Source organism: Paraburkholderia graminis C4D1M (assembly GCF_000172415.1).
GTDB lineage: Bacteria > Pseudomonadota > Gammaproteobacteria > Burkholderiales > Burkholderiaceae > Paraburkholderia > Paraburkholderia graminis.
Map to the genome: position 1 here is coordinate 41,179 of NZ_ABLD01000002.1, position 18,920 is coordinate 60,098.

Annotated in this window: 17 protein-coding genes; 12 read left to right on the top strand and 5 right to left on the bottom strand. The window is 61.8% G+C overall.

Annotated elements, in window-relative coordinates:
* The 3 genes from BGRAMDRAFT_RS03135 to BGRAMDRAFT_RS03145 all read left to right on the top strand — a co-directional run bounded on the left by BGRAMDRAFT_RS03135 (nt 1) and on the right by BGRAMDRAFT_RS03145 (nt 2,436).
* Nucleotides 1-897, top strand: coding sequence for a LysR family transcriptional regulator (locus tag BGRAMDRAFT_RS03135; protein WP_006047204.1), 897 nt, complete (start codon nt 1-3; stop codon nt 895-897).
* Between the two features lie 111 nt (nt 898-1,008).
* Nucleotides 1,009-1,827: an alpha/beta fold hydrolase gene (locus BGRAMDRAFT_RS03140; protein WP_006047205.1), complete on the top strand. Its 819-nt coding sequence runs from the start codon at nt 1,009-1,011 to the stop codon at nt 1,825-1,827.
* Between the two features lie 381 nt (nt 1,828-2,208).
* Nucleotides 2,209-2,436 carry a hypothetical protein gene (locus BGRAMDRAFT_RS03145; protein WP_006047206.1) on the top strand — a complete coding sequence of 76 codons (228 nt, stop codon included), beginning with the start codon at nt 2,209-2,211 and terminating at the stop codon, nt 2,434-2,436.
* 155 nt (nt 2,437-2,591) lie between these two features.
* Here the strand turns inward: BGRAMDRAFT_RS03145 and BGRAMDRAFT_RS03150 are convergent, their stop codons facing one another.
* From BGRAMDRAFT_RS03150 to BGRAMDRAFT_RS34380, 3 genes are all read right to left on the bottom strand, one after another.
* Nucleotides 2,592-4,820 carry an NADP-dependent isocitrate dehydrogenase gene (locus BGRAMDRAFT_RS03150; protein WP_006047207.1) on the bottom strand — a complete coding sequence of 743 codons (2,229 nt, stop codon included), beginning with the start codon at nt 4,818-4,820 and terminating at the stop codon, nt 2,592-2,594.
* Between the two features lie 334 nt (nt 4,821-5,154).
* Nucleotides 5,155-6,204 carry a TauD/TfdA family dioxygenase gene (locus tag BGRAMDRAFT_RS03155; protein WP_006047208.1) on the bottom strand — a complete coding sequence of 350 codons (1,050 nt, stop codon included), beginning with the start codon at nt 6,202-6,204 and terminating at the stop codon, nt 5,155-5,157.
* 80 nt (nt 6,205-6,284) lie between these two features.
* The gene (locus tag BGRAMDRAFT_RS34380) at nt 6,285-6,524 is read right to left on the bottom strand and encodes a hypothetical protein (RefSeq protein ID WP_157140579.1); all 240 of its coding nucleotides are present in this window, start codon (nt 6,522-6,524) and stop codon (nt 6,285-6,287) included.
* Here BGRAMDRAFT_RS34380 and BGRAMDRAFT_RS03160 point away from each other — a divergent pair.
* The 5 genes from BGRAMDRAFT_RS03160 (at nt 6,523) to BGRAMDRAFT_RS36050 (ending at nt 11,964) form a co-directional block, all read left to right on the top strand.
* Nucleotides 6,523-6,831 (top strand): putative quinol monooxygenase, encoded by a 309-nt coding sequence (locus BGRAMDRAFT_RS03160; RefSeq protein WP_006047209.1) that lies wholly within the window; start codon nt 6,523-6,525, stop codon nt 6,829-6,831. The genes BGRAMDRAFT_RS34380 and BGRAMDRAFT_RS03160 overlap by 2 nt on opposite strands.
* Entirely contained in the window at nt 6,828-7,991 is a 1,164-nt protein-coding gene (locus tag BGRAMDRAFT_RS03165) for an iron-containing alcohol dehydrogenase (RefSeq protein WP_006047210.1), read from the top strand. The genes BGRAMDRAFT_RS03160 and BGRAMDRAFT_RS03165 overlap by 4 nt, the downstream gene beginning before the upstream one ends.
* A 274-nt stretch (nt 7,992-8,265) precedes the next feature.
* On the top strand, nt 8,266-10,230 hold the full coding sequence (locus BGRAMDRAFT_RS36045) for a collagen-like triple helix repeat-containing protein (protein WP_083803795.1): 1,965 nt from the start codon (nt 8,266-8,268) through the stop codon (nt 10,228-10,230).
* 76 nt (nt 10,231-10,306) lie between these two features.
* Nucleotides 10,307-11,575 (top strand): isoprenylcysteine carboxylmethyltransferase family protein, encoded by a 1,269-nt coding sequence (locus BGRAMDRAFT_RS03180; protein WP_006047213.1) that lies wholly within the window; start codon nt 10,307-10,309, stop codon nt 11,573-11,575.
* 101 nt (nt 11,576-11,676) lie between these two features.
* Complete coding sequence (locus tag BGRAMDRAFT_RS36050) at nt 11,677-11,964, top strand: transposase (protein WP_006047215.1); 288 nt, start codon at nt 11,677-11,679, stop codon at nt 11,962-11,964.
* Between the two features lie 7 nt (nt 11,965-11,971).
* Here the strand turns inward: BGRAMDRAFT_RS36050 and BGRAMDRAFT_RS03190 are convergent, their stop codons facing one another.
* The gene (locus BGRAMDRAFT_RS03190; protein ID WP_006047216.1) at nt 11,972-13,369 is read right to left on the bottom strand and encodes a sensor histidine kinase; all 1,398 of its coding nucleotides are present in this window, start codon (nt 13,367-13,369) and stop codon (nt 11,972-11,974) included.
* Nucleotides 13,359-14,036: a response regulator gene (locus BGRAMDRAFT_RS03195; RefSeq protein WP_006047217.1), complete on the bottom strand. Its 678-nt coding sequence runs from the start codon at nt 14,034-14,036 to the stop codon at nt 13,359-13,361. Before BGRAMDRAFT_RS03195 ends, BGRAMDRAFT_RS03190 begins: the two co-directional genes overlap by 11 nt.
* A gap of 241 nt (nt 14,037-14,277) precedes the next feature.
* On the opposite strand from BGRAMDRAFT_RS03195, the gene BGRAMDRAFT_RS03200 reads away from it, so the two are divergent.
* From BGRAMDRAFT_RS03200 to BGRAMDRAFT_RS03215, 4 genes are all read left to right on the top strand, one after another.
* Nucleotides 14,278-15,297 carry an ABC transporter substrate-binding protein gene (locus BGRAMDRAFT_RS03200; RefSeq protein ID WP_006047218.1) on the top strand — a complete coding sequence of 340 codons (1,020 nt, stop codon included), beginning with the start codon at nt 14,278-14,280 and terminating at the stop codon, nt 15,295-15,297.
* Nucleotides 15,298-15,335: 38 nt separating this feature from the next.
* A complete protein-coding gene (locus BGRAMDRAFT_RS03205) occupies nt 15,336-16,130 on the top strand; it encodes an ABC transporter ATP-binding protein (RefSeq protein ID WP_006047219.1) in 795 nt (264 codons plus the stop codon).
* 16 nt (nt 16,131-16,146) lie between these two features.
* Entirely contained in the window at nt 16,147-17,010 is an 864-nt protein-coding gene (locus tag BGRAMDRAFT_RS03210; protein WP_006047220.1) for an ABC transporter permease, read from the top strand.
* Nucleotides 17,011-17,237: 227 nt separating this feature from the next.
* Nucleotides 17,238-18,767, top strand: a complete 1,530-nt coding sequence (locus BGRAMDRAFT_RS03215; protein ID WP_006047221.1) for an alkaline phosphatase family protein — start codon at nt 17,238-17,240, stop codon at nt 18,765-18,767.
* Nucleotides 18,768-18,920: the final 153 nt, after the last annotated feature.

The window sequence follows — 18,920 nt, forward strand, 5'->3', positions numbered from 1 at the left end:
ATGGATCTGAACCTCCGGGACATTCGCGCCTTTATCGCCGTCGCGCAAACGGGCAGCTTCACGCAGGCGGCCACGCGCCTGCATCTTTCGCAGCCGGCGCTGACGGTGCAAATCCGGCGGCTCGAGGAAACGCTGGGCTTGCGGCTTTTCGACCGCAACAGCCGCAAGGTGGCGCTGACGCCCACCGGCCGGGACGTGCTGCCGCTTCTGCAGAAGTCGCTGCACGACATGGAGCATGTGCTGATCGACGCGCGGGCGCTCGGCGACGGCGCGAGCGGCACCGTGCGTATCGCGTGCCTGCCGACGTTCGCGGCGAGCTCGCTGCCCGAGCTGGTGCAGGCGCTGAAGGAAGCCGTGCCGCGTGTGAGGTTTCAGGTGCGCGATGTCGTCGCGAGCATGGTCAATACGCTGGTGCGCAATGAGGAGGCTGACATTGGACTGACGGGCGGCGAACTCGACGACGCGAATCTCGAAGTGCTGCATGCGGGCATCGACAGGCTCGTGGTTGTTTGCCCGAAGCGGCACGCGCTCGCTAAACAGCGGCGCAAGATCACGCTCGCCGACCTTGCCGCGACGCCGCTCGTGCTGACCGCGCAAGGCACGAGCGTGCGGGCGGTTGTCGATAGCGCGTTTGCCAATGCGCGTTGCGTGCCGGAGATTGCCTGCGAGCCGACTTACATGATGAGCGCGGTCGCGATGGTTCGCGCGGGTCTCGGCGTGACGATACTGCCGGCGTCGGCGCGTGAAGTGCGAGCCGAGCCGGAACTGGTGGCGCGTCCCGTCGACGATCCCGCGTTCACGCGGCCCATTGCGCTCATCAAGAAGCGTGGCCGAACGTTGCCGCCTGTGACGGAAGCCTTCGTTGCGATGCTGATTGCGAAGCTTGACGCGAAGTGAAGCGCGGTCCGGCTAGCTAAATCTCGTAGGCTTGTTGCTTTGCGTGCCGCGATGCTGGCACGCTGGCGTATCCAGCCGCCAACCCAGTGCAAAAAACCGGAGACAGCCGCGATGACCTCGTCCGCCGACCCACACGACGACGCTCTCGAACATTTCGAGGCGCACGGCGCGCCGCCGCTGCCGGCGTCGAACGAGTCGGGCTGGATCGAGCACCAGGGCGCGCGCATCTGGTACGCGTCTCATGGCAAAGGCGCGCCGGTGATTCTGCTGCACGGCGGCCTGGGCCATAGCGGCAACTGGGGTTATCAGGTGCCGGCCCTGCTCGATGCAGGACACCGCGTGATCGTGATCGACAGCCGCGGTCATGGCCGCAGCACGCGCGATGCGCGGCCATACAAATATGAGCTGATGGCTTCCGACGTGCTCGCGGTCATGGACGCGCTGTCGGTCGAGCGAGCGGCAATCGTCGGCTGGAGCGACGGCGCTTGCGTGGCGATGGTGCTGGGCATGGCGGCGCCCGAGCGCGTCGCGGGCGTGTTCTTCTTCGGCTGCAATATGGATCCGAGCGGCACGAAGGAATTTGTGGCGACGCCGGTGATCGATCGGTGTTTTAGCCGTCATCGCCAGGACTATGCGCGGCTATCCGCTACGCCCGACAACTTCGATGCGTTCGTCGCGGCCGTCAGCGAAATGATGAGGACCGAGCCGAACCACGCCGCGCCTGATCTCGCTCGTATCCGCGTGCCGGTGCTTATCGTGCAGAGCGAACACGACGAGTTCATCAAGCCGGAGCACGCCGAATATCTCGCGCGCAGCATTCCCGGCGCGCAATTGCGCGTGCTGCCAGGCGTGAGTCACTTCGCGCCGCTGCAACGGCCCGTGCTGTTTAATGAAGTGATGCTCGGGTTCGTTGCGCGCGTGTGTTCGTGAAGTTTTCGCGAAGGCCGCGTTCACGACACATACCTGTCCGTATCGCGCAGGCCCCAAATTTCACGATGTGACACGCGCCCTTGCTTCGTAAAAAACCGTGGTGCGTGGCACAAATCCGCCATTTCGCAATGCCGCCCCGCGTTGCACATCGCGAAACAAAGCGCGTAAGTGGCTGTTTTTACGCTACATTTTTCCTTCGAACCAACCATCTAACTCCGGCTTGCGGCCCCGACTGCTGACGTAGACTCTTTTACAAGAGCACGCGGTTCATGCGGTGCAGTGAGTTGGATGGGACGAAACGCAATCTGACGACCCCTCGCACTCCCACCCATGACGCCGCCAACGCACCACGGTTTTTTATTGGCAATTGGGAGACGAAAAATGAAAGGCTTTCGCTTTGGATCGGCTCAGGGAGCGTTCTATATTCTGCCCGGCCACGACGGTTGGGAAGCAACCTACGGCAACGACAAGCTCGGCGAGTTCTCGAGCCCGCAACAGGCGGCCGACGATCTCGCGCGCGGCTTGACCTGCCCGCATCTGTCGGAAGTCGATACGTCGACGCTGGAAATTCCCGAGAAACTGAGCGACTGGGAAATCGTTCACGTTTGAGGGACCGCATGACGCGCGTCCGCTTGGTGGAGCCAGAAACGACGATGGCGCTCGAGAGCGCCATCGTCTTGCTTACCGCTTACTTTTGGGCGTGCGTAGGTGCGTCATTAGGTGCGTCGTTAACTACATGCACTCGCCGCACATCGCCCAACACATCACGCGATCGAGTCGACGATCTGGTTCAGCGTCGCGCTCGGACGCATCGCCTTGCTCGTCAGGTCGACGTTCGGACGGTAGTAACCGCCGATGTCCACCGGCTTGCCTTGCGCTGCGCGCAGTTCGTCGAGAATCTTCGCTTCGTTGTCGGCCATTGCCTTCGCCACGCCGGCGAACTGAGCCTGCAACGCGGCGTCTTCGGTTTGCGCGGCCAATGCTTCGGCCCAGTACATCGCGAGGTAGAAGTGGCTGCCGCGATTGTCGAGACCGCCAACCTTGCGCGCCGGCGACTTGTCGTTATCGAGGAACTTGCCGGTTGCCTGATCCAGCGTCTTGGCCAGAACCTGCGCCTTCGGGTTGTGATACGCGTTGCTCAGATGTTCGAGCGACGCCGCCAGCGCCAGGAATTCACCCAGCGAGTCCCAACGCAGGAAGCCTTCTTCGACCAGTTGCTGAACGTGCTTCGGCGCCGAACCGCCCGCGCCCGTTTCGAACATGCCGCCGCCAGCCATCAGCGGGACGATGGACAGCATCTTCGCGCTCGTGCCCAGTTCCATGATCGGGAACAGGTCGGTCAGGTAGTCGCGCAGCACGTTGCCGGTGACCGAGATAGTGTCCTTGCCGGCGCGGATGCGTTCGAGCGAGAACTTCGTTGCGTCGACCGGCGTCATGATGCGAATGTCGAGACCGTTAGTGTCGTGGTCTTTCAGATACTGCTCGACCTTCTTGATGATCTGCGCGTCGTGAGCACGAGCCGCGTCGAGCCAGAACACAGCCGGCGTGCTGGTAGCGCGCGCGCGGTTCACGGCGAGCTTGACCCAGTCCTGCACCGGGGCGTCCTTGGTCTGGCACATACGCCAGATGTCGCCGGCTTCCACCGCCTGCTCGATCAGCACCGCGCCGCTCGCGTCGGTCACGCGGACCACGCCGTTCGCCGGAATCTGGAACGTCTTGTCGTGCGAGCCGTATTCTTCGGCGGCTTGCGCCATCAGGCCGACGTTCGGCACCGTGCCCATCGTGACCGGATCGAATGCGCCGTTCTTCTTACAGTCTTCGATCACTGCCTGATACACCCCCGCATAGCAGCGGTCCGGAATCACGGCCTTGGCGTCGTGCAGCGCGCCGTCGGCGCCCCACATCTTGCCCGACTCGCGAATCATGGCCGGCATGGATGCGTCGACGATCACGTCGCTCGGCACGTGCAGGCTCGTGATGCCCTTGTCCGAATTGACCATGGCCAGTTGCGGACGCTGTTCGTACTGAGCCTTGATGTCGGCTTCGATCTGCGCGGCGGTCTCAGCCGGCAGATCCTTCAGGCGCGCGTACAGGTCGCCGATACCGTTGTTCGGGTTGAAGCCGGCTTGCGCCAGCGCGTCGGCATGCTTGGCCAGCACGTCTTTATAGAACACCGACACGACCTGACCGAAGATGATCGGATCGGACACCTTCATCATGGTGGCCTTCAGGTGGACGGAGAACAGCACGCCCTTCGCCTTGGCGTCGTTGATTTCCGCCTCGATGAAGCTGCGCAGCGCGTTCTTGCTGAGCACCGAAGCGTCGATGATCTCGCCCGCCTGCACCGGCGTCTTTTCCTTCAGGACCGTCTTCGTGCCGTCGGCGGCCGTCAGTTCGATCTTCACCGTGCCGGCCGCTGCGATCAGCGCCGACTTTTCGCTGCCGTAGAAGTCGCCGCCGCTCATGTGCGCCACATGCGACTTCGAGTCCGCGGACCATACGCCCATCTTGTGCGGATGCTTGCGGGCGTAGTTCTTGACCGACAGCGGCGCGCGGCGGTCCGAGTTGCCCTCGCGCAGCACCGGGTTCACCGCGCTGCCCTTGATCTTGTCGTAGCGTGCCTTGACGTCTTTTTCAGTGTCCGTCGTGGCGACGTCCGGATACGGCGGCAGCTTGTAGCCCTGGTCGCGCAATTCGGTGATCGCGGCCTTCAGTTGCGGCACCGAAGCGCTGATGTTCGGCAGCTTGACGATGTTCGCTTCAGGACGCGTGGTGAGTCCACCCAGCTCCGCCAGATCGTCGGAACCCTTTTGTTCCGCGGTCAGGTAGTCCGGAAATGCAGCGATGATCCGGCCAGCAAGCGAAATATCGCGCGTTTCAACGATCACGTCGGACGAGCGCGTGAACGCCTTGACGATCGGCAGCAGCGAATAAGTCGCCAGAGCAGGCGCTTCGTCGGTGAGGGTGTAGATGATCTTCGGCGGTGTGGACATGTTTGATGCTTTGCTAGGTGAAGTGAGAGACAGAGCGTGGGAAGCGCTGAGCCAGCGAGTTGCGACGAAGCAGCAAAACGCAGCGCGACCCGCGGCACTACTTTTTACGGCCCGACCGTGAGTATATGCGTGTTTTCGTCCGTCCGCTGCTAAACAAACAGGCCGAAGAACCGGGTCAAACTAGCCGGATGCCCGCCAGACAAGGGTTTCAACGATTTGCCCTAGGCCGAAAGACATATGTCTTATAGATGACTCAGCACCCACCCACTCGCGATTAATGAGAATCGCTCTCAACTATCGCCGCCCACCTCGCCTCGATGATGTAATCGGCCGCTTAACAGTCGGCGGAATGTCCGACCGCACCTTCAATCGCACCTTCGACCGCATCGCGCTCGCGGTAGCTCTGCGCCATCGCGACCACCACTTTGCGCGGTCCTTCGAACGGATCGCGCGCGTGCGCCGTCAGCATGTTGTCGAGCATCAGCACGTCGCCGGTCCGCCACGGAAACACGATGCGCTGTTCGTCCAGCACGCCGCGAATCTGCGCGAGGGCGTCCGCTTCGAGCGGCGCGCCGTCGCCGTAATAGACATTGCGCGGCACGTTCTCGATGCCGACGGAATCGATCAGCGCCTCCTGCATGTCTTCATCGAGCGACGAAAGGTGGAACAGGTTTGCCTGATTGAACCAGACGCGCTCGCCCGTGCGCGGATGCCGCGCGACCGCCTGGCAGCGCTCGCGCGTGCGCAGAAGCAGTTCGCCGTCTTCGCTGTTGCGCCATTCGCATTCAATGCCGCGAGCGCGGCACACGCGCTCCACCACGCGCGGATCGTCCGAGCCGAACGCTTGCTGCCACGGCAAGTCGAGCCCTTGTCCGAAGTTGCGCACGTAAAGCAGTTCGCGGCTCGCAAAGCGCGCGACGAGCGCCGGATCGAGTGCGCGGTAGATCGCGCGGCTATCCGCGATCGGCGTCGCGCCGCCGGAACGGGCGGCGAGCGCGCAGTGAAACCAGATGCGCAACGGCCATTCGCACGTGTACGATTGTTCGTTATGCAAAGGAATCGAACGATGCGGCGGATATTCCGTCGACGTGTACACCGCCCCCTCAACCTGGCTGCGCGGCGTGGACGCAAATTCATAACCGATCAGCGGATGCCCGAACGACGCCGCGAAAGCCTGAAACGCGTCGATCGATTCGACCCGGAAGCCGGTGAAGAGCACGCCGCCCGCGCGCTCGAGGTGTTCATCGACGATTGCATGCAGCAGCGGCGCCGCCTCGTGCAGCGACATAGTGGCGGCGCCCGCGCGCGGCGAAACGACGGCCGGCAGCCCCGGCTCGATGGAGAGATCCGCGAGCGAGGGCCGCGGCATCGAAAGCATGGTCATACGAGTCCTCTTGCAGAAGCGGCGCGCCGGCTGCATCCAGAGCCGCAGACGAGCAACTGCGCCGACGATACGATGACAATCTAACGCAAACGCGAATCATTCTCAATAAACATGTGAAATAAACTTAAACTCCAACACTCTCGGCTGAAGAGAATGCCGAACAGCGTCGACTTCGCGGCCGAGCTGCCTAGCGGCGGATTCGAATCTGGTACAACTGAGAACTGCGCGGCGCTTTCGCCGCCTGCCCAAACTACCGTAGCGAGCGGATGCCGCGCGCTGCCGACAAAAAGACCCACTACGTTCTTGCTGGAGTAAGTCATGGCTAATGCCTACCTGCAGGTGATCGCGCATTTCTTCGCCAAGCCCGGCCACGGCGATGCGATCGTCAAGCATCTCGCCGAACTCGCCGAGGCGACCCGCGCCGAGCCGAAGAATCTCTACTACGAATTTTTCCGCTCGCCGCTCGAGCCCGATCATTTTGTGATCCTCGAGCAGTACAGCGACGCGAACGGCCTCGCCGAGCATCGCGAGACCGAACATTTTCAGCGTCTTGGCTTCGGCACGATCATTCCGTTGCTCGAGCGGCGCGAGGTGTCGAGCCACATGGTGCCGGGAGACGCAGCATGACGAACGCATTCCGTTTTCAAACGGTGCCGACGCTCGTCGTCGAATTCGGCGCGGCGCGACGGCTGGGCGCTTTGTTGCGCGCGCAATTTCCCACGCTTCACACTGTGTGCGTGGTGACCGACGGCTTTCTGCACAAGAGCGGCCTGCTGAAGCCCGCACTCGCGGACCTCGCGGCGCATGGCTGGAATGCGACCGTGATCGACGACGTCATCGCCGATCCGCCCGAACATATCGTGCTCGAAGCGACAGCGCGGGCGCGCAGCGCCGGTGCCGAGATCGTGCTGGGGCTGGGCGGCGGCTCGTCGATGGACGTCGCCAAGCTCATCGCCGTGCTCGCGCCACAGCAGGAGCAGCCGCTCAGCGACATGTATGGCGTGAACAAGGTCACCGTGTCGCGCTTGCCGCTCGTGCAGATGCCGACGACCGCGGGGACCGGCTCGGAAGTCACGGCTGTGTCGATCGTGACCATCGGCGAGGCGAAGAAGATGGGCGTGGTTGCCCCGCAGTTGATCGCGGACCTCGCCATTCTCGACGCCGAACTCACGCTCGGGCTTCCGGTGGCGGCAACGGCCGCGACGGGCATCGACGCGATGGTTCACGCGATCGAGGCCTACACGTCCGCGCATTTGAAGAACCCCATCTCGGACATGCTCGCGATCAAAGCGCTGGACCTGCTGTCGCGCAACCTGCTGCCCGCCTGCGAAGACGGCAGCAATCGCGGCGCGCGCGAGGCGATGCTGCTCGGCGCGACCTTCGCCGGACAGGCGTTTGCGAACTCGCCGGTGGCGGCCGTGCATGCGCTCGCGTATCCGATCGGCGGCATTTATCACGTGCCGCACGGGCTTTCCAACGCGCTCGTGTTGCCGCATGTTTTGCGCTTCAACGCTGAATCGGCGGCGACGCTTTATGCGGAACTCGCGGATGTCGTGGTGCCGGGCGTAACGGGCAGCGCTGAAAGCAAGACGAATGCGCTGATCGGAAAGCTCGAGCAGATGATCGCCGCCACGGCGATTCCGGCCCGATTGCGCGATGTCGGCATCGAGCGCGAAGGCCTTCCGCGGATGGCCAGCGACGCGATGTTGCAAACGCGCCTGCTCGTGAATAATCCGCGGCCGGTCGCTGAAGAAGACGCGCTGGCGATTTATACCGCTGCGTTTTGAGGTTGCGTTGGGCTTCGCGGTTTGGCTGTGGGCTCGCGCGCTTAGCGCTGTAAGTGCGTGCGCGCGCCGTTACGACGGAGCTGGGCGTTACGTAGCGTGCGCGGGAACATCGGCGCGTGGACCTTTGGTTTTCAGATCGTTTTTGGCATTTAATTCTATGCGTGGCGCCGAAACATTGTTTTGATGCCTCGTTTGTGCGATTTCGCGCCAGGCTCAGCCTATGGCGCGGAGCTTGCAGATATGTCCCCGTCAATAGTCGTTCAACGGGGACATCATGATCAAATTTGCCAGCCGCACTGCTATCGCCGTCGCGGCATCGACATTACTCGCGCTCTACGGCTGCGGTTCGACGCTTAATACGCCGACCAAGAGTCCGCTTACGCCCAACACCAGTGGACTCGGCGGCGGAGGACTGGGTGGGACTTCGGGGAGTTCGGGCGGGTCGGGGACGTCTGGAAGTTCGGGCACGTCGGGTAGTTCGGGTAGTTCGGGTAGTTCGGGTAGTTCGGGTAGTTCGGGTAGTTCGGGTAGTTCGGGTAGTTCGGGGACTTCGGGGACTTCGGGGACTTCCGGTACTTCGGGTAGTTCGGGTAGTTCGGGTAGTTCGGGTAGTTCGGGTAGTTCGGGTACTTCGGGTACTTCGGGTACTTCGGGTACTTCGGGTACTTCGGGTACTTCGGGTACTTCGGGTACTTCGGGTACTTCGGGTACTTCGGGTACTTCGGGTACTTCGGGTACTTCAGGCACTTCAGGCACTTCAGGCACTTCAGGCACTTCAGGTACTTCGGGCACTTCCGGCACTTCCGGCACTTCCGGCACTTCCGGTACTTCGGGTACTTCGGGTACTTCGGGTACTTCAGGTACTTCGGGTACTTCGGGTACTTCCGGTACTTCGGGTACTTCGGGTACTTCAGGCACTTCGGGTACTTCGGGTACTTCGGGTACTTCCGGTACTTCGGGCACTTCCGGCACTTCGTCCGGCACAACCTCAGGCACTGGCACTTCAGGCACTTCAGGTACTTCCGGCACCTCCTCGACGCCGATAGGCCAGGTTGTCATCAACGCCAGCAACCTCATCACCGCTGTCGGCACAACCGTCGCCGATACCGGCAGTAAAGTCACCGGCACAACCGTGCCCGGCGTCAACAACGCAACCACCGCGGGCCTCGGCAACGCCGTGACCGATCTCGGCAATGCCGTCAAAGCTCTCGGGGACGGCAGCGCCGCCGGCCTGGGCACGTTGGGCAGCTCGGCCAATCCGCTCAACCCGACACTCGGTTCGACGTCAGGCGTCGTGTCCAACGCGGCCGCCGCGGTGACGTCGCTTGGCAGCGCGGTCACGAGTCTCGGCAGCGGACCGCTCGCGCCGGCTGCGCCGCTGACGTCGACGCTCGGCAGCGTCGTCGGCGGTGTCGGAAGCGGTCTGAACGCAGTCGGCTCGGGGCTCGGCACCACGCTGGCCGGCGCGCCCGTGCAACAGGTCGAGACTCAACTCAGCTCGGTCATCAACCCGATAACGGTCGCCGTGTCGAACACGACGCAGACCGTCGGCAATGCAACCGGCCTCGGCTCGCCGCTCAACGCGCTGCTGAACACGGTCGGCAATGGACTCAACTCCGCGGGACTCAGCGTGTCGGCCGCGACCGGCGATCAGGTCGGCAAAGACGTCGGCGGAGTCGTGAGTCAATTGGGCAAGACAGTCACGACCACGGGCGGACTGCTCACGGGAGCGACGACAAATCCGCTTGCGCCACTGACCGGCGTGCTCGGCCCGCTAGGCGGCGCGACCGCAAGCGGCAGCGTATCCATCCCGCCGTTGACGGGCCTCATCGGCAACCTCGGCTCGCTCGGCGGCAATGCTGGCGCGAACACGCCGGGCAGCGCTGCGGGTCTGCTCGCGCCCGTAACCGCGCTTCTCGCCACTGCGGGCTCGCTCGGCGGCGCGGGCGGTGGGACGGGTAGCACGGGCGGCAGCGCAAGCGGCCCGCTTGCCCCCGTCACGACGCTTCTGGGATCGCTGACATCGGCAGTCGGCGCGGCCGGCGCGACCGGTGCAACGGGTGCCCCGGGTGCGGCCGGCGGTTCGCAAGCCGGCACGGCCGCGAATCCGGTCACCGGCCTCATCACCGGATTGACAGGCGGTTCGAGCGGCGGCACGTCGTCCAGCACCAACCCGCTTGCGCCAGTGACAAACCTCGTCGGCGGATTGCTCGGCGGCGTCACCCCTGCGAAGAAATAACCACTAGCCCGAAGCGGCCGGGACCCAAAACAAAATAACGCCCGGCCGCCGCTTATGTCATGACGACGAGGATGACATGACCTCCAGCATCGAGACCTTTGCGCGTGCCGACGATCCGGCTCCGCGCTCGGCAACGCCGTTTTCCGTGGGCTTATTGGGCATGCTCGCCGGCCTGCTGACGCTGTGGCTCGTGCGCGATAGCACCGCGCTGGACGGCGCCACGCGCAGCACCGTGGCCTGCCTCGCGATCATCGCTACCGTGGGTGCTTACGAGCTGCTTGTCGCGCGCGTCTATTTGCGTCCGAGCGCGGGGCTCACGCGTCGCGCGCTACGGTCGCTCAACATCGCGCGTGTCGCAATGCGTCTTGCGTCCCTGGCCTGTATCTATGCAGGCATCGGCGCGCTTTACTGGCTATTGCCCGAATACCACGGTTTGTTCTATCGCCCCTTCTGGTCGCTGATTGGAACGCTCGCACCTTACGTGGCAGTGGCCGCGCCGTTTTACTTTGCGTGGATGGACACGCATCAGCGCGAAACCGGCGACGCCTATCTGCTGCTCGCGCGTCTGCTGTTACGCGGCGAACGTCCGTCGAACTGGCGGCCCCTACGCGAAATGCTGGCCGGCTGGATGGTGAAAGCGTTCTTCCTGCCGCTGATGACCGTCTATCTCTCGGCCAACGCAGCCCAACTCAACGCTTCGCTTTCCGCCGCATTGAACGCGCCGTTCTCTCTTGCAACGTTTCGCTTCATGTACGACCTCTCGTTTGCAATGGATCTGATGTTCGGCACCGTCGGCTATCTGTGCACGCTTCGCATTCTGGACAGTCATGTGCGCAGCGCGGAGCCGACCACGCTCGGCTGGCTCGTTGCGCTCATCTGCTATCAGCCGTTCTGGTCGCTGATTTCCAGTCAGTACATTCGCTACGAAGGCTCGATGTTCTGGGACAACTGGCTTATTTCGATGCCGGTATTACGGATAGTCTGGGGCTCTGTGATCGTGGCGCTATTGCTGTGCTATGCCTGTGCCACGATGTCTTTTGGCTTGCGCTTCTCCAATCTGACCAACCGGGGAATCATCACCTCCGGACCTGATCGCTTGACGAAGCATCCTGCCTATATTGCCAAGAACCTGTCGTACTGGATGGTGAGCGTGCCGTTCATCGAGCCTTTGGGTTGGCAAGTCGCACTCATGCATTGCGCAGCACTCGTTGCAGTCAATCTTCTCTATTTCGTGCGGGCGAAAACAGAAGAAAAGCATCTGATGAACGACCCCGACTATCGTGCATACGCCGAATGGATCGCGAGAAACGGCCTCTTTGCAAAGATAACGCGCGCGTGCCGATAGAAGACGCAGGAGGCAATTTGACCGGACACAGAACTTTTACTAGCATCGTCAGCCACGCAACTCAACGACTGCGTCCTGCACACAGTCAATCAAGCTGGCCGATGCTAGAAATTCCCCTCTCCGACGCCGATTGGGCGCGAGTCCAGAGTCTATTTCCGGAGCCTGTTGCCACTCGCGGGCGCCCGCGCCGCAGCGACCGCGAGATTCTCAATGCAATACTCTGGTTGCAGCAGAGAAATGAAAAATGGCACCGGCTGCCCGCAACATTTCCGCCACAGCAAACCTGTTATCTCCGGTATATGGCGTGGAAGAAGTCGGGCGTGCTCGATCAGGTGAACGAGCGCTTGCCTGAGTGCAATGCGGAATACGCTGACGGCTGCGATACGTAACGCATTATCAGGCGGCGCGTGAATGCACTGCCGCCGCCGCACGCGGAAAAGACACGCGCATATGCACACCCTTGCCGCCCTCGCCCGTGTCGAGCGTGATATTGCCCGCATGTGCGTCCGCTATTTCGCGCACGATGGCGAGTCCGAGACCGGTGCCCTCCGTATCCGTCGACGCGCGAAAGAACGGTTCGAATATGCGGCTACGGGACTCGGCGGGAATGCCCGGACCGTCGTCGAGCACGCTAACAGTGACGCTATCGGCATCGGCTTTCACTGACACGGTGACATGCCCGCCGCTGCCCGTATAGCGAATCGCGTTCTCCACAAGGTTCGCAATTAGCGCTTGCAACAGGCCGCGGTGTCCTGCCACTGGCGCGCTATCGCAAAGCTCCGCGCCCAGGTCAATCTCGCGGCCTTGTGCGAGCAGCGCGAGATCTTCGACTACTTCAAGGGCTAACGGCACGAGGTCGACTGTCTCGACAACGACCTGACTGTTGTCCGCCGCTTCTGCTTGCGCAAGCAACAGCAACTTGTTGGTGAGCCCGACCATCGACCGGTTACTGCGATGCATGGCGGCGAGCGCTTCGTCGAGCGCGGGATTGACGCCGCCCTGTTGCCGCGCAAACTGCAATTGCGTGCCGAGCAACGTAAGCGGCGTGCGCAACTGATGTGCGGCGTCGGCGATAAAACGGCGTTGCGCGGCAACCTGCACGCCGAGGCGCGCAATGCATTGGTTAATCGCCTCGACAATGGGCCGCAGTTCAGTATGCAAACGGTCCACGCGAATCGGTTCGAGTTGCATCGGATCGCGATCGGCAACCTCTTCTTTCACCTTCATCAGCGGACGCAGTTCGAACGTCAAGCCGATGCACACGAGCGCAACGGCCAGTGCGATCATTTCGATCTGCCGCACGAGTTGCGGTTGCCATAACTGCTCGGCCATCGCGTCGCGCGAACGCACGGTCTTGCCGACGGTGACGCGCACGCGGCGTGTCGCGCCGTTGTCGTACATGAGCCGCACGATTCCCACAGCACGCACGTCCTGGCCGTAGAGCGTGGTGTCGTAGTGGTCGGGCGTATCGGCCGCTTGCGTGGGGCGCGGCGGAAAGTCCGGCGTGCCCGCAAGCAAATGCCGGCCGTCGACATTGACGCTGTAGAACACCTGATCGCGGTAGGGCGACGCAAAAATTTCGAGTGCCGCAGGCGGTACATCCACGCGCAAAAAGCCGTCTACCCATTCCACTTCGCCGGCAATCATCCGCGCGGAAGAAATGAGCTGATTGTCCTGCACGAGATCGGCGGTTTGCCTCGCATTGTCGTAGGCCGCCTTGCCGGTCACGAACACGTACAGTGCAAGCGGCACCAGCAACCACCATAACAAGCGGACCCGCAAACTATTGGTCATCTTCTTTCTTGCGCAGCAGATAACCGAGTCCGCGCAGCGTGACGATAGCCGCCGAACTGCCGTCGAGCTTCTTGCGCAATCGCGAGATGTAGATCTCCACCGCGTCTTCGCTCGGCTCATCGGCGAGCGTGAAAATGGCGTCGACGAGCGCGGGCTTCGTCACCGTTTTGCCGAGCCTCAAGATGAGCGTTTCGAGCACCGAGCGCTCGCGCGGCGTCACATTGAGCGGCGCACCTTTCAGCGTGAACTGGCGCGTGTCGATGTCGAACGTGAGATCGCCGCACACCACTTCGCTCGCCTTGGAGGGCGACTGCCGCCGGATCGCCACCTTGATTCGCGCGATCAGTTCCCGCACTTCGAATGGCTTCACGAGGTAGTCGTCCGCACCGGCGCCGAGCAATTCCACTTTTTCGTCGATGGAACCGCTCGCCGTCAGAATCAGAACGGGCGTAGCGTCTCCTCGTTGACGCAGCCGGCGCAGCACGTTCTTGCCCGACAGCTTCGGCAGATTCAGGTCGAGCAGAATGACGTCGTAGTGATTCGACTGCAGCAAACGGTCCGCCGCGTCGCCGTCCTGCACGGCGTCGAGCGCGAATGCCTCCTGCTCGAGCATCTTCGCGAGCCAGTGCGCGAGCGTGGGATTGTCTTCGATGAGCAGCAGCTTCATGGCGGGAACGGCAAAAGTCAGGGCGTCGATTGTGCCGTAAAAAAAGGGCTTTGCGCGTATTGCGAGCCGATGTGCCGCGCAGCGCGCGACGCACGCCCCGCGGCACTTCGGGGTTAACACTCATGGTTTCCCTACAGCGCCGAAAGCTCGCAGAAGGTTTTCAATTTCTATAATCGCCGTCATTCATCCAAAAAGCGCCGCGCGCAACATCGGGCGGCGACTAAACCCAGGAGACTGCCTCATGCGTACCTTGCGCCAGATTGCCGCCGTGTCCAGTGTTGCGTTTGCCCTCGCCGCTGCTTCGACCGCCGCTCATGCGGAGAAAATCACGATCATGGTCGGCGGCGCCGCCAAGATCATCTACCTGCCGGCGCGACTCACCGAGCAACTCGGGTACTTCAAGGACGAAGGCCTCGACGTCGAAATTCTTTCGCAACCGGCCGGCGTGGACGCGGAAAACGAACTGCTCGCAGGCGCGGTGCAAGGCGTGGTGGGCTTCTACGATCACACCATCGACCTGCAGAGCAAAGGCAAGGAAGTCGAGGCGCTGGTGATCTTCGGCCAGGTGCCCGGTGAAGTGGAGATGGTTTCCACGAAAGCCGCGGACACCTTCAAAAGCATGGCCGACGCAAAGGGCAAGACGCTGGGCGTAACGGGCCTGGGCTCGTCCACGAGTTTCCTCACGCAGTACCTCGCACAACGCGCGGGCGTGCCGTCCACGCAATACACGCTGCTGCCGGTGGGCGCGGACAACAGCTTCATCGCGGCCATCAAGCAAAACCGGATCGACGCCGGCATGACCACGGAGCCGACAGTCTCGCAATTGCTGAAGACCGGCGATGCAAAAGTACTGATCGACATGCGCACGCTCGAAGGCACGCGTGCCGCGCTTGGCGGCACCTATCCGGCTTCCAGCTTCTACGTGCAACGCGCGTGGGCCGAATCGCACAAGAGCGACGCCGCCAAACTCTCGCACGCTTTCGCAAAGACGCTGAACTTCATCGCCACGCATAGCGCCGAAGACATCGCCGCGAAGATGCCGAAGGACTACTACGGCAGCAACAAGGATCTGTATATCGGCGCATTGAAGGCCTCGCTGCCGATGTTCACGAAGGACGGCAAGATGCCCGCCGACGGCCCAGAGACCGTGCTGCGAGTACTTTCCGCATTCAATCCTTCGGTGAAGGGCAAGCATATCGACCTCGCCAAGACCTACACGAACGACTTCGTGGCGGCGCCGGTCAAGACCGCGGCGAAGTAACGCCGATCAACAACAAGAGAACTGCGAGGCATCAGCCGATGAATCAACCCATGTCACGCGAGACGCCTGCGATTGAGTTGCGCAACGTGTCTTGCCGTTTCATTTCTCCGGACGGCAAGGCCACCGTTGCGTTGCGCGACTTCAGCATGTCGGTGGCGCGCGGCGAGTTTGTCGCTATCGTCGGCCCGACGGGTTGCGGCAAATCCACGACGCTCAGCATGATAACCGGCTTGCTGAAGCCCACTACCGGCGAAGTTCGCGTGATGGGTGCGCCCGTTGACGGCATCGATCCGCGCATCGGCTTCGTGTTCCAGGCGGACGCGGTGTTCCCGTGGCGCTCGGTCATCGACAACGTCGCGGCCGGTCCGCTGTATCGCGGCCGCTCGAAATCCGCCGCCTACGACGAAGCGAACGAATGGCTGCGCCGCGTGGGCCTCGACAAGTTCAGCAAGCATTATCCGCATCAACTTTCGGGTGGCATGCGCAAACGCGTGGCGCTTGCGCAGACCTTCATCAACCGCCCCGAGATTCTGTTGATGGACGAGCCGTTCTCGGCGCTCGACATGCAAACGCGCACGTTGATGCAGGATGAACTGCTGCAATTGTGGGGCGGCGCGGGGTCGGTGGTGTTCGTCACGCACGATCTCGAGGAAGCGATTGCACTCGCCGATCGCGTGTTCGTGCTGACCGCGCGGCCCGCCACGCTGAAGAAGGTTTACGAAATCGACCTGCCGCGTCCGCGCGTCACATCGGAAGTTCGCTACGACCCGCGTTTCATCGAAATCTCGCGAGACATCTGGCACGACCTGCGCGAAGAAGTGCAGATCGGTTAATCAAGGAAAGGCAAACATGTCGACAACTCCTCAACAGACCATGCCCACGGGCATCGACACTGCTTCGCTCGAACACGTCGAACGGGTCGCGCAAAAACGTATTCGCCAACGTCAACTACTGGTGATTTCTCTGCGTATCGCGGTGCTCGTGGTCGTGCTCGGCGGTTGGGAACTGTCCGCTCGCCTGAAGTGGATCGACCCGTTCTTCTTTTCGATGCCGAGCGCGATTTTCGATCAGATCGTCGACTGGTTCGTGAACGGCACCTCGCAAGGGCCGCTTCTCACGCAGGTCTGGGTCACGCTGGAAGAGACCGGACTCGGCTTCATTATCGGTTCGGTTGCCGGCATATTCTGCGGCATCGTGCTCGGACGTAACAAGCTGCTGTCGGACGTATTCAGCCTGTACATCAAGATCGCGAACTCGATTCCGCGTGTAGTGCTGGGTTCCGTGTTCGTGATCGCGTTGGGCCTCGGCATGGCTTCCAAAGTCGCGCTCGCGGTGGTGATGGTGTTCTTCGTTGTGTTCGCGAATGCCTTTCAGGGCGTGCGCGAAGCGGATCGCTACATGATTGCGAATGCGCAGATTCTTGGCGCGTCTCGTCGCCAGGTGACGACGTCGGTTGTGATTCCCTCGGCATTGAGCTGGATTCTCGCGAGCTTGCATGTGAGCTTCGGCTTTGCGCTCGTCGGCGCAGTGGTCGGCGAATTCCTGGGCTCGAAGCAAGGTATTGGCCTTTTGATTTCCACTGCGCAAGGCGCATTCAACGCAAGCGGCGTGTTCGCGGCGATGATCGTGCTCGCCGTCGTCGCACTCGCCGCGGACTATCTGTTGACGGCCGTCGAACAACGCTTGTTGAAATGGCGCCCCGCCGCGGTTTGAACTTCAGTCGCGTTGCCGTGGTGTAAAAGCACGGCTTGGCAGTAAAAGAAATGCCGTTCGGTCGCCGACCGAGCGGCATTTTTTCTTTGCATCGTTGAGTTGTTGCAAGCGCCGCGCGCGTGCGGGCCTTTCCATGCGACGCTTTCACTAGCGCGCGTTTTGCGCTACGTTTGCAAGCTCACGCATGACAAGTTCAGTCTTGCGTACTTCCTGCTGGAGCGATGCACATGGACGACGTCCAATTCGGCAAAGCGGCACAACAGCAAACCCCTGCGCAGAACGACCCGATTCGCCACGTAGTCGTTCTGCTCATGGAAAACCATTCCTTCGATCAGATGCTCGGCTGCCTCGACGAAGTCCACAAGGATCTGGACGGCGTACGCAACGCTGCGGCGAAAACAAATGACGACGGCAAAGGTCACGTCTTCTCACCTCGCCCCACGTACGCGCGACAAATGAAGCTCGATCCGGATCACCGGCATTCGGCGGTGTTAAGGCAGATCGACGGGGACAACAGCGGCTTCGTGCGCTCCTTCACGGACGATTATCCCAAGAGCAGTCTTGGCGCGCGGCAAGACATCATGGGCTACTATCCACGCGGCTTCCTGCCGGCGTTGCATACGCTTGGCGAGCACTTCACCGTTTGCGACCGATGGTTTTCGTCGATGCCCGGCCCGACCTGGCCTAACCGCTACTTCGCGCTTAGCGGCACTTCGAAAGGCCGGGTCGGCATGCCGTCCGGCCTCGATGCACTTAATCCGAAGTGGTACACCGAACAGGACCAGGACACGATTTTCGACCGCCTGAACGAGGCGCAAAAACGCTGGCGAGTTTATTTCTACGACTTTCCCGCGTCGTTGCTGTTGAAGAATCAGCGCAAGCCCGAGAACCTCGCGAATTACCGCTACTTCGATACGTTCTTCCGCGATGCCGCCGGGGCCGAAGACGCATTTCCCGAGTTTGCACTGATAGAGCCGAAGTACTTCGGCGAGGCACAGAACGACGATCATCCGCCGCACAACATCATGAAAGCGGAAAAGCTGATCGCGGATACCTACAATGCCCTGCGCTCGAACCAGCCGTTGTGGGAAAGCACTTTGTTAGTGATCCTTTACGACGAGCATGGTGGCTTTTATGACCACGTCGTGCCGCCGCCAGATGCAGTGGCGCCGGACGAACATACAAACGCGTTCGACTTCAAGCGCCTCGGCGTGCGCGTGCCCGCCATTCTCGTTTCGCCGTGGTGCGATAGCGGCGTCTGTCATGCGCAATTCGATCATTGCAGCCTGCTGAAGTATCTCTGCGACAAGTGGAAGATGGCGCCGCTCGGCAAGCGCACTGAAGCTTCGGCAAGCGTCGGACTCGCAATCCGCACTACCGGCGCGGCGCGTGCCGATACACCGCAGTTCATTCGCGTGAGCAATCAATCGCTCATTCCCGAGCACGTCGAACTGGAAAAGAAGTCGTCGAATAACAATCAGCAGGGGCTGCACCATTTCGCGGACTTTCTTCACGCGGAACTGGATCGATTGACGACGGAGGCGGTCGTGTCGGCGGCGAATGTCGCGCGTGCGCAGAACGGTTGGGTGCGCATGAAAAGCGCGTTAGGTTCGGCGATGATCGGCGTCGGACAGTGGCTTAGCAAAGACTTCTATCAGGCGCGCGATCAACGCGACGCGCGCACGAGCCATGCATTCACACGGCTGTCGGAAGTCGCGCATGCGCCTCATCAGGCTCCCGATACACGCGGCGATTGAGAGCGCATATAGCCTCGATAGCTCAGGACGTTTATCTCATTTCCAGCAACGAAGTTTACCGAAATGCGCCATTACTCTCTCCAGTTTGCGAACCTACAATGTAATCACTGGCTGCGAACAACAAGGTTCGTAGCGCAATAAAGACCGAACTGG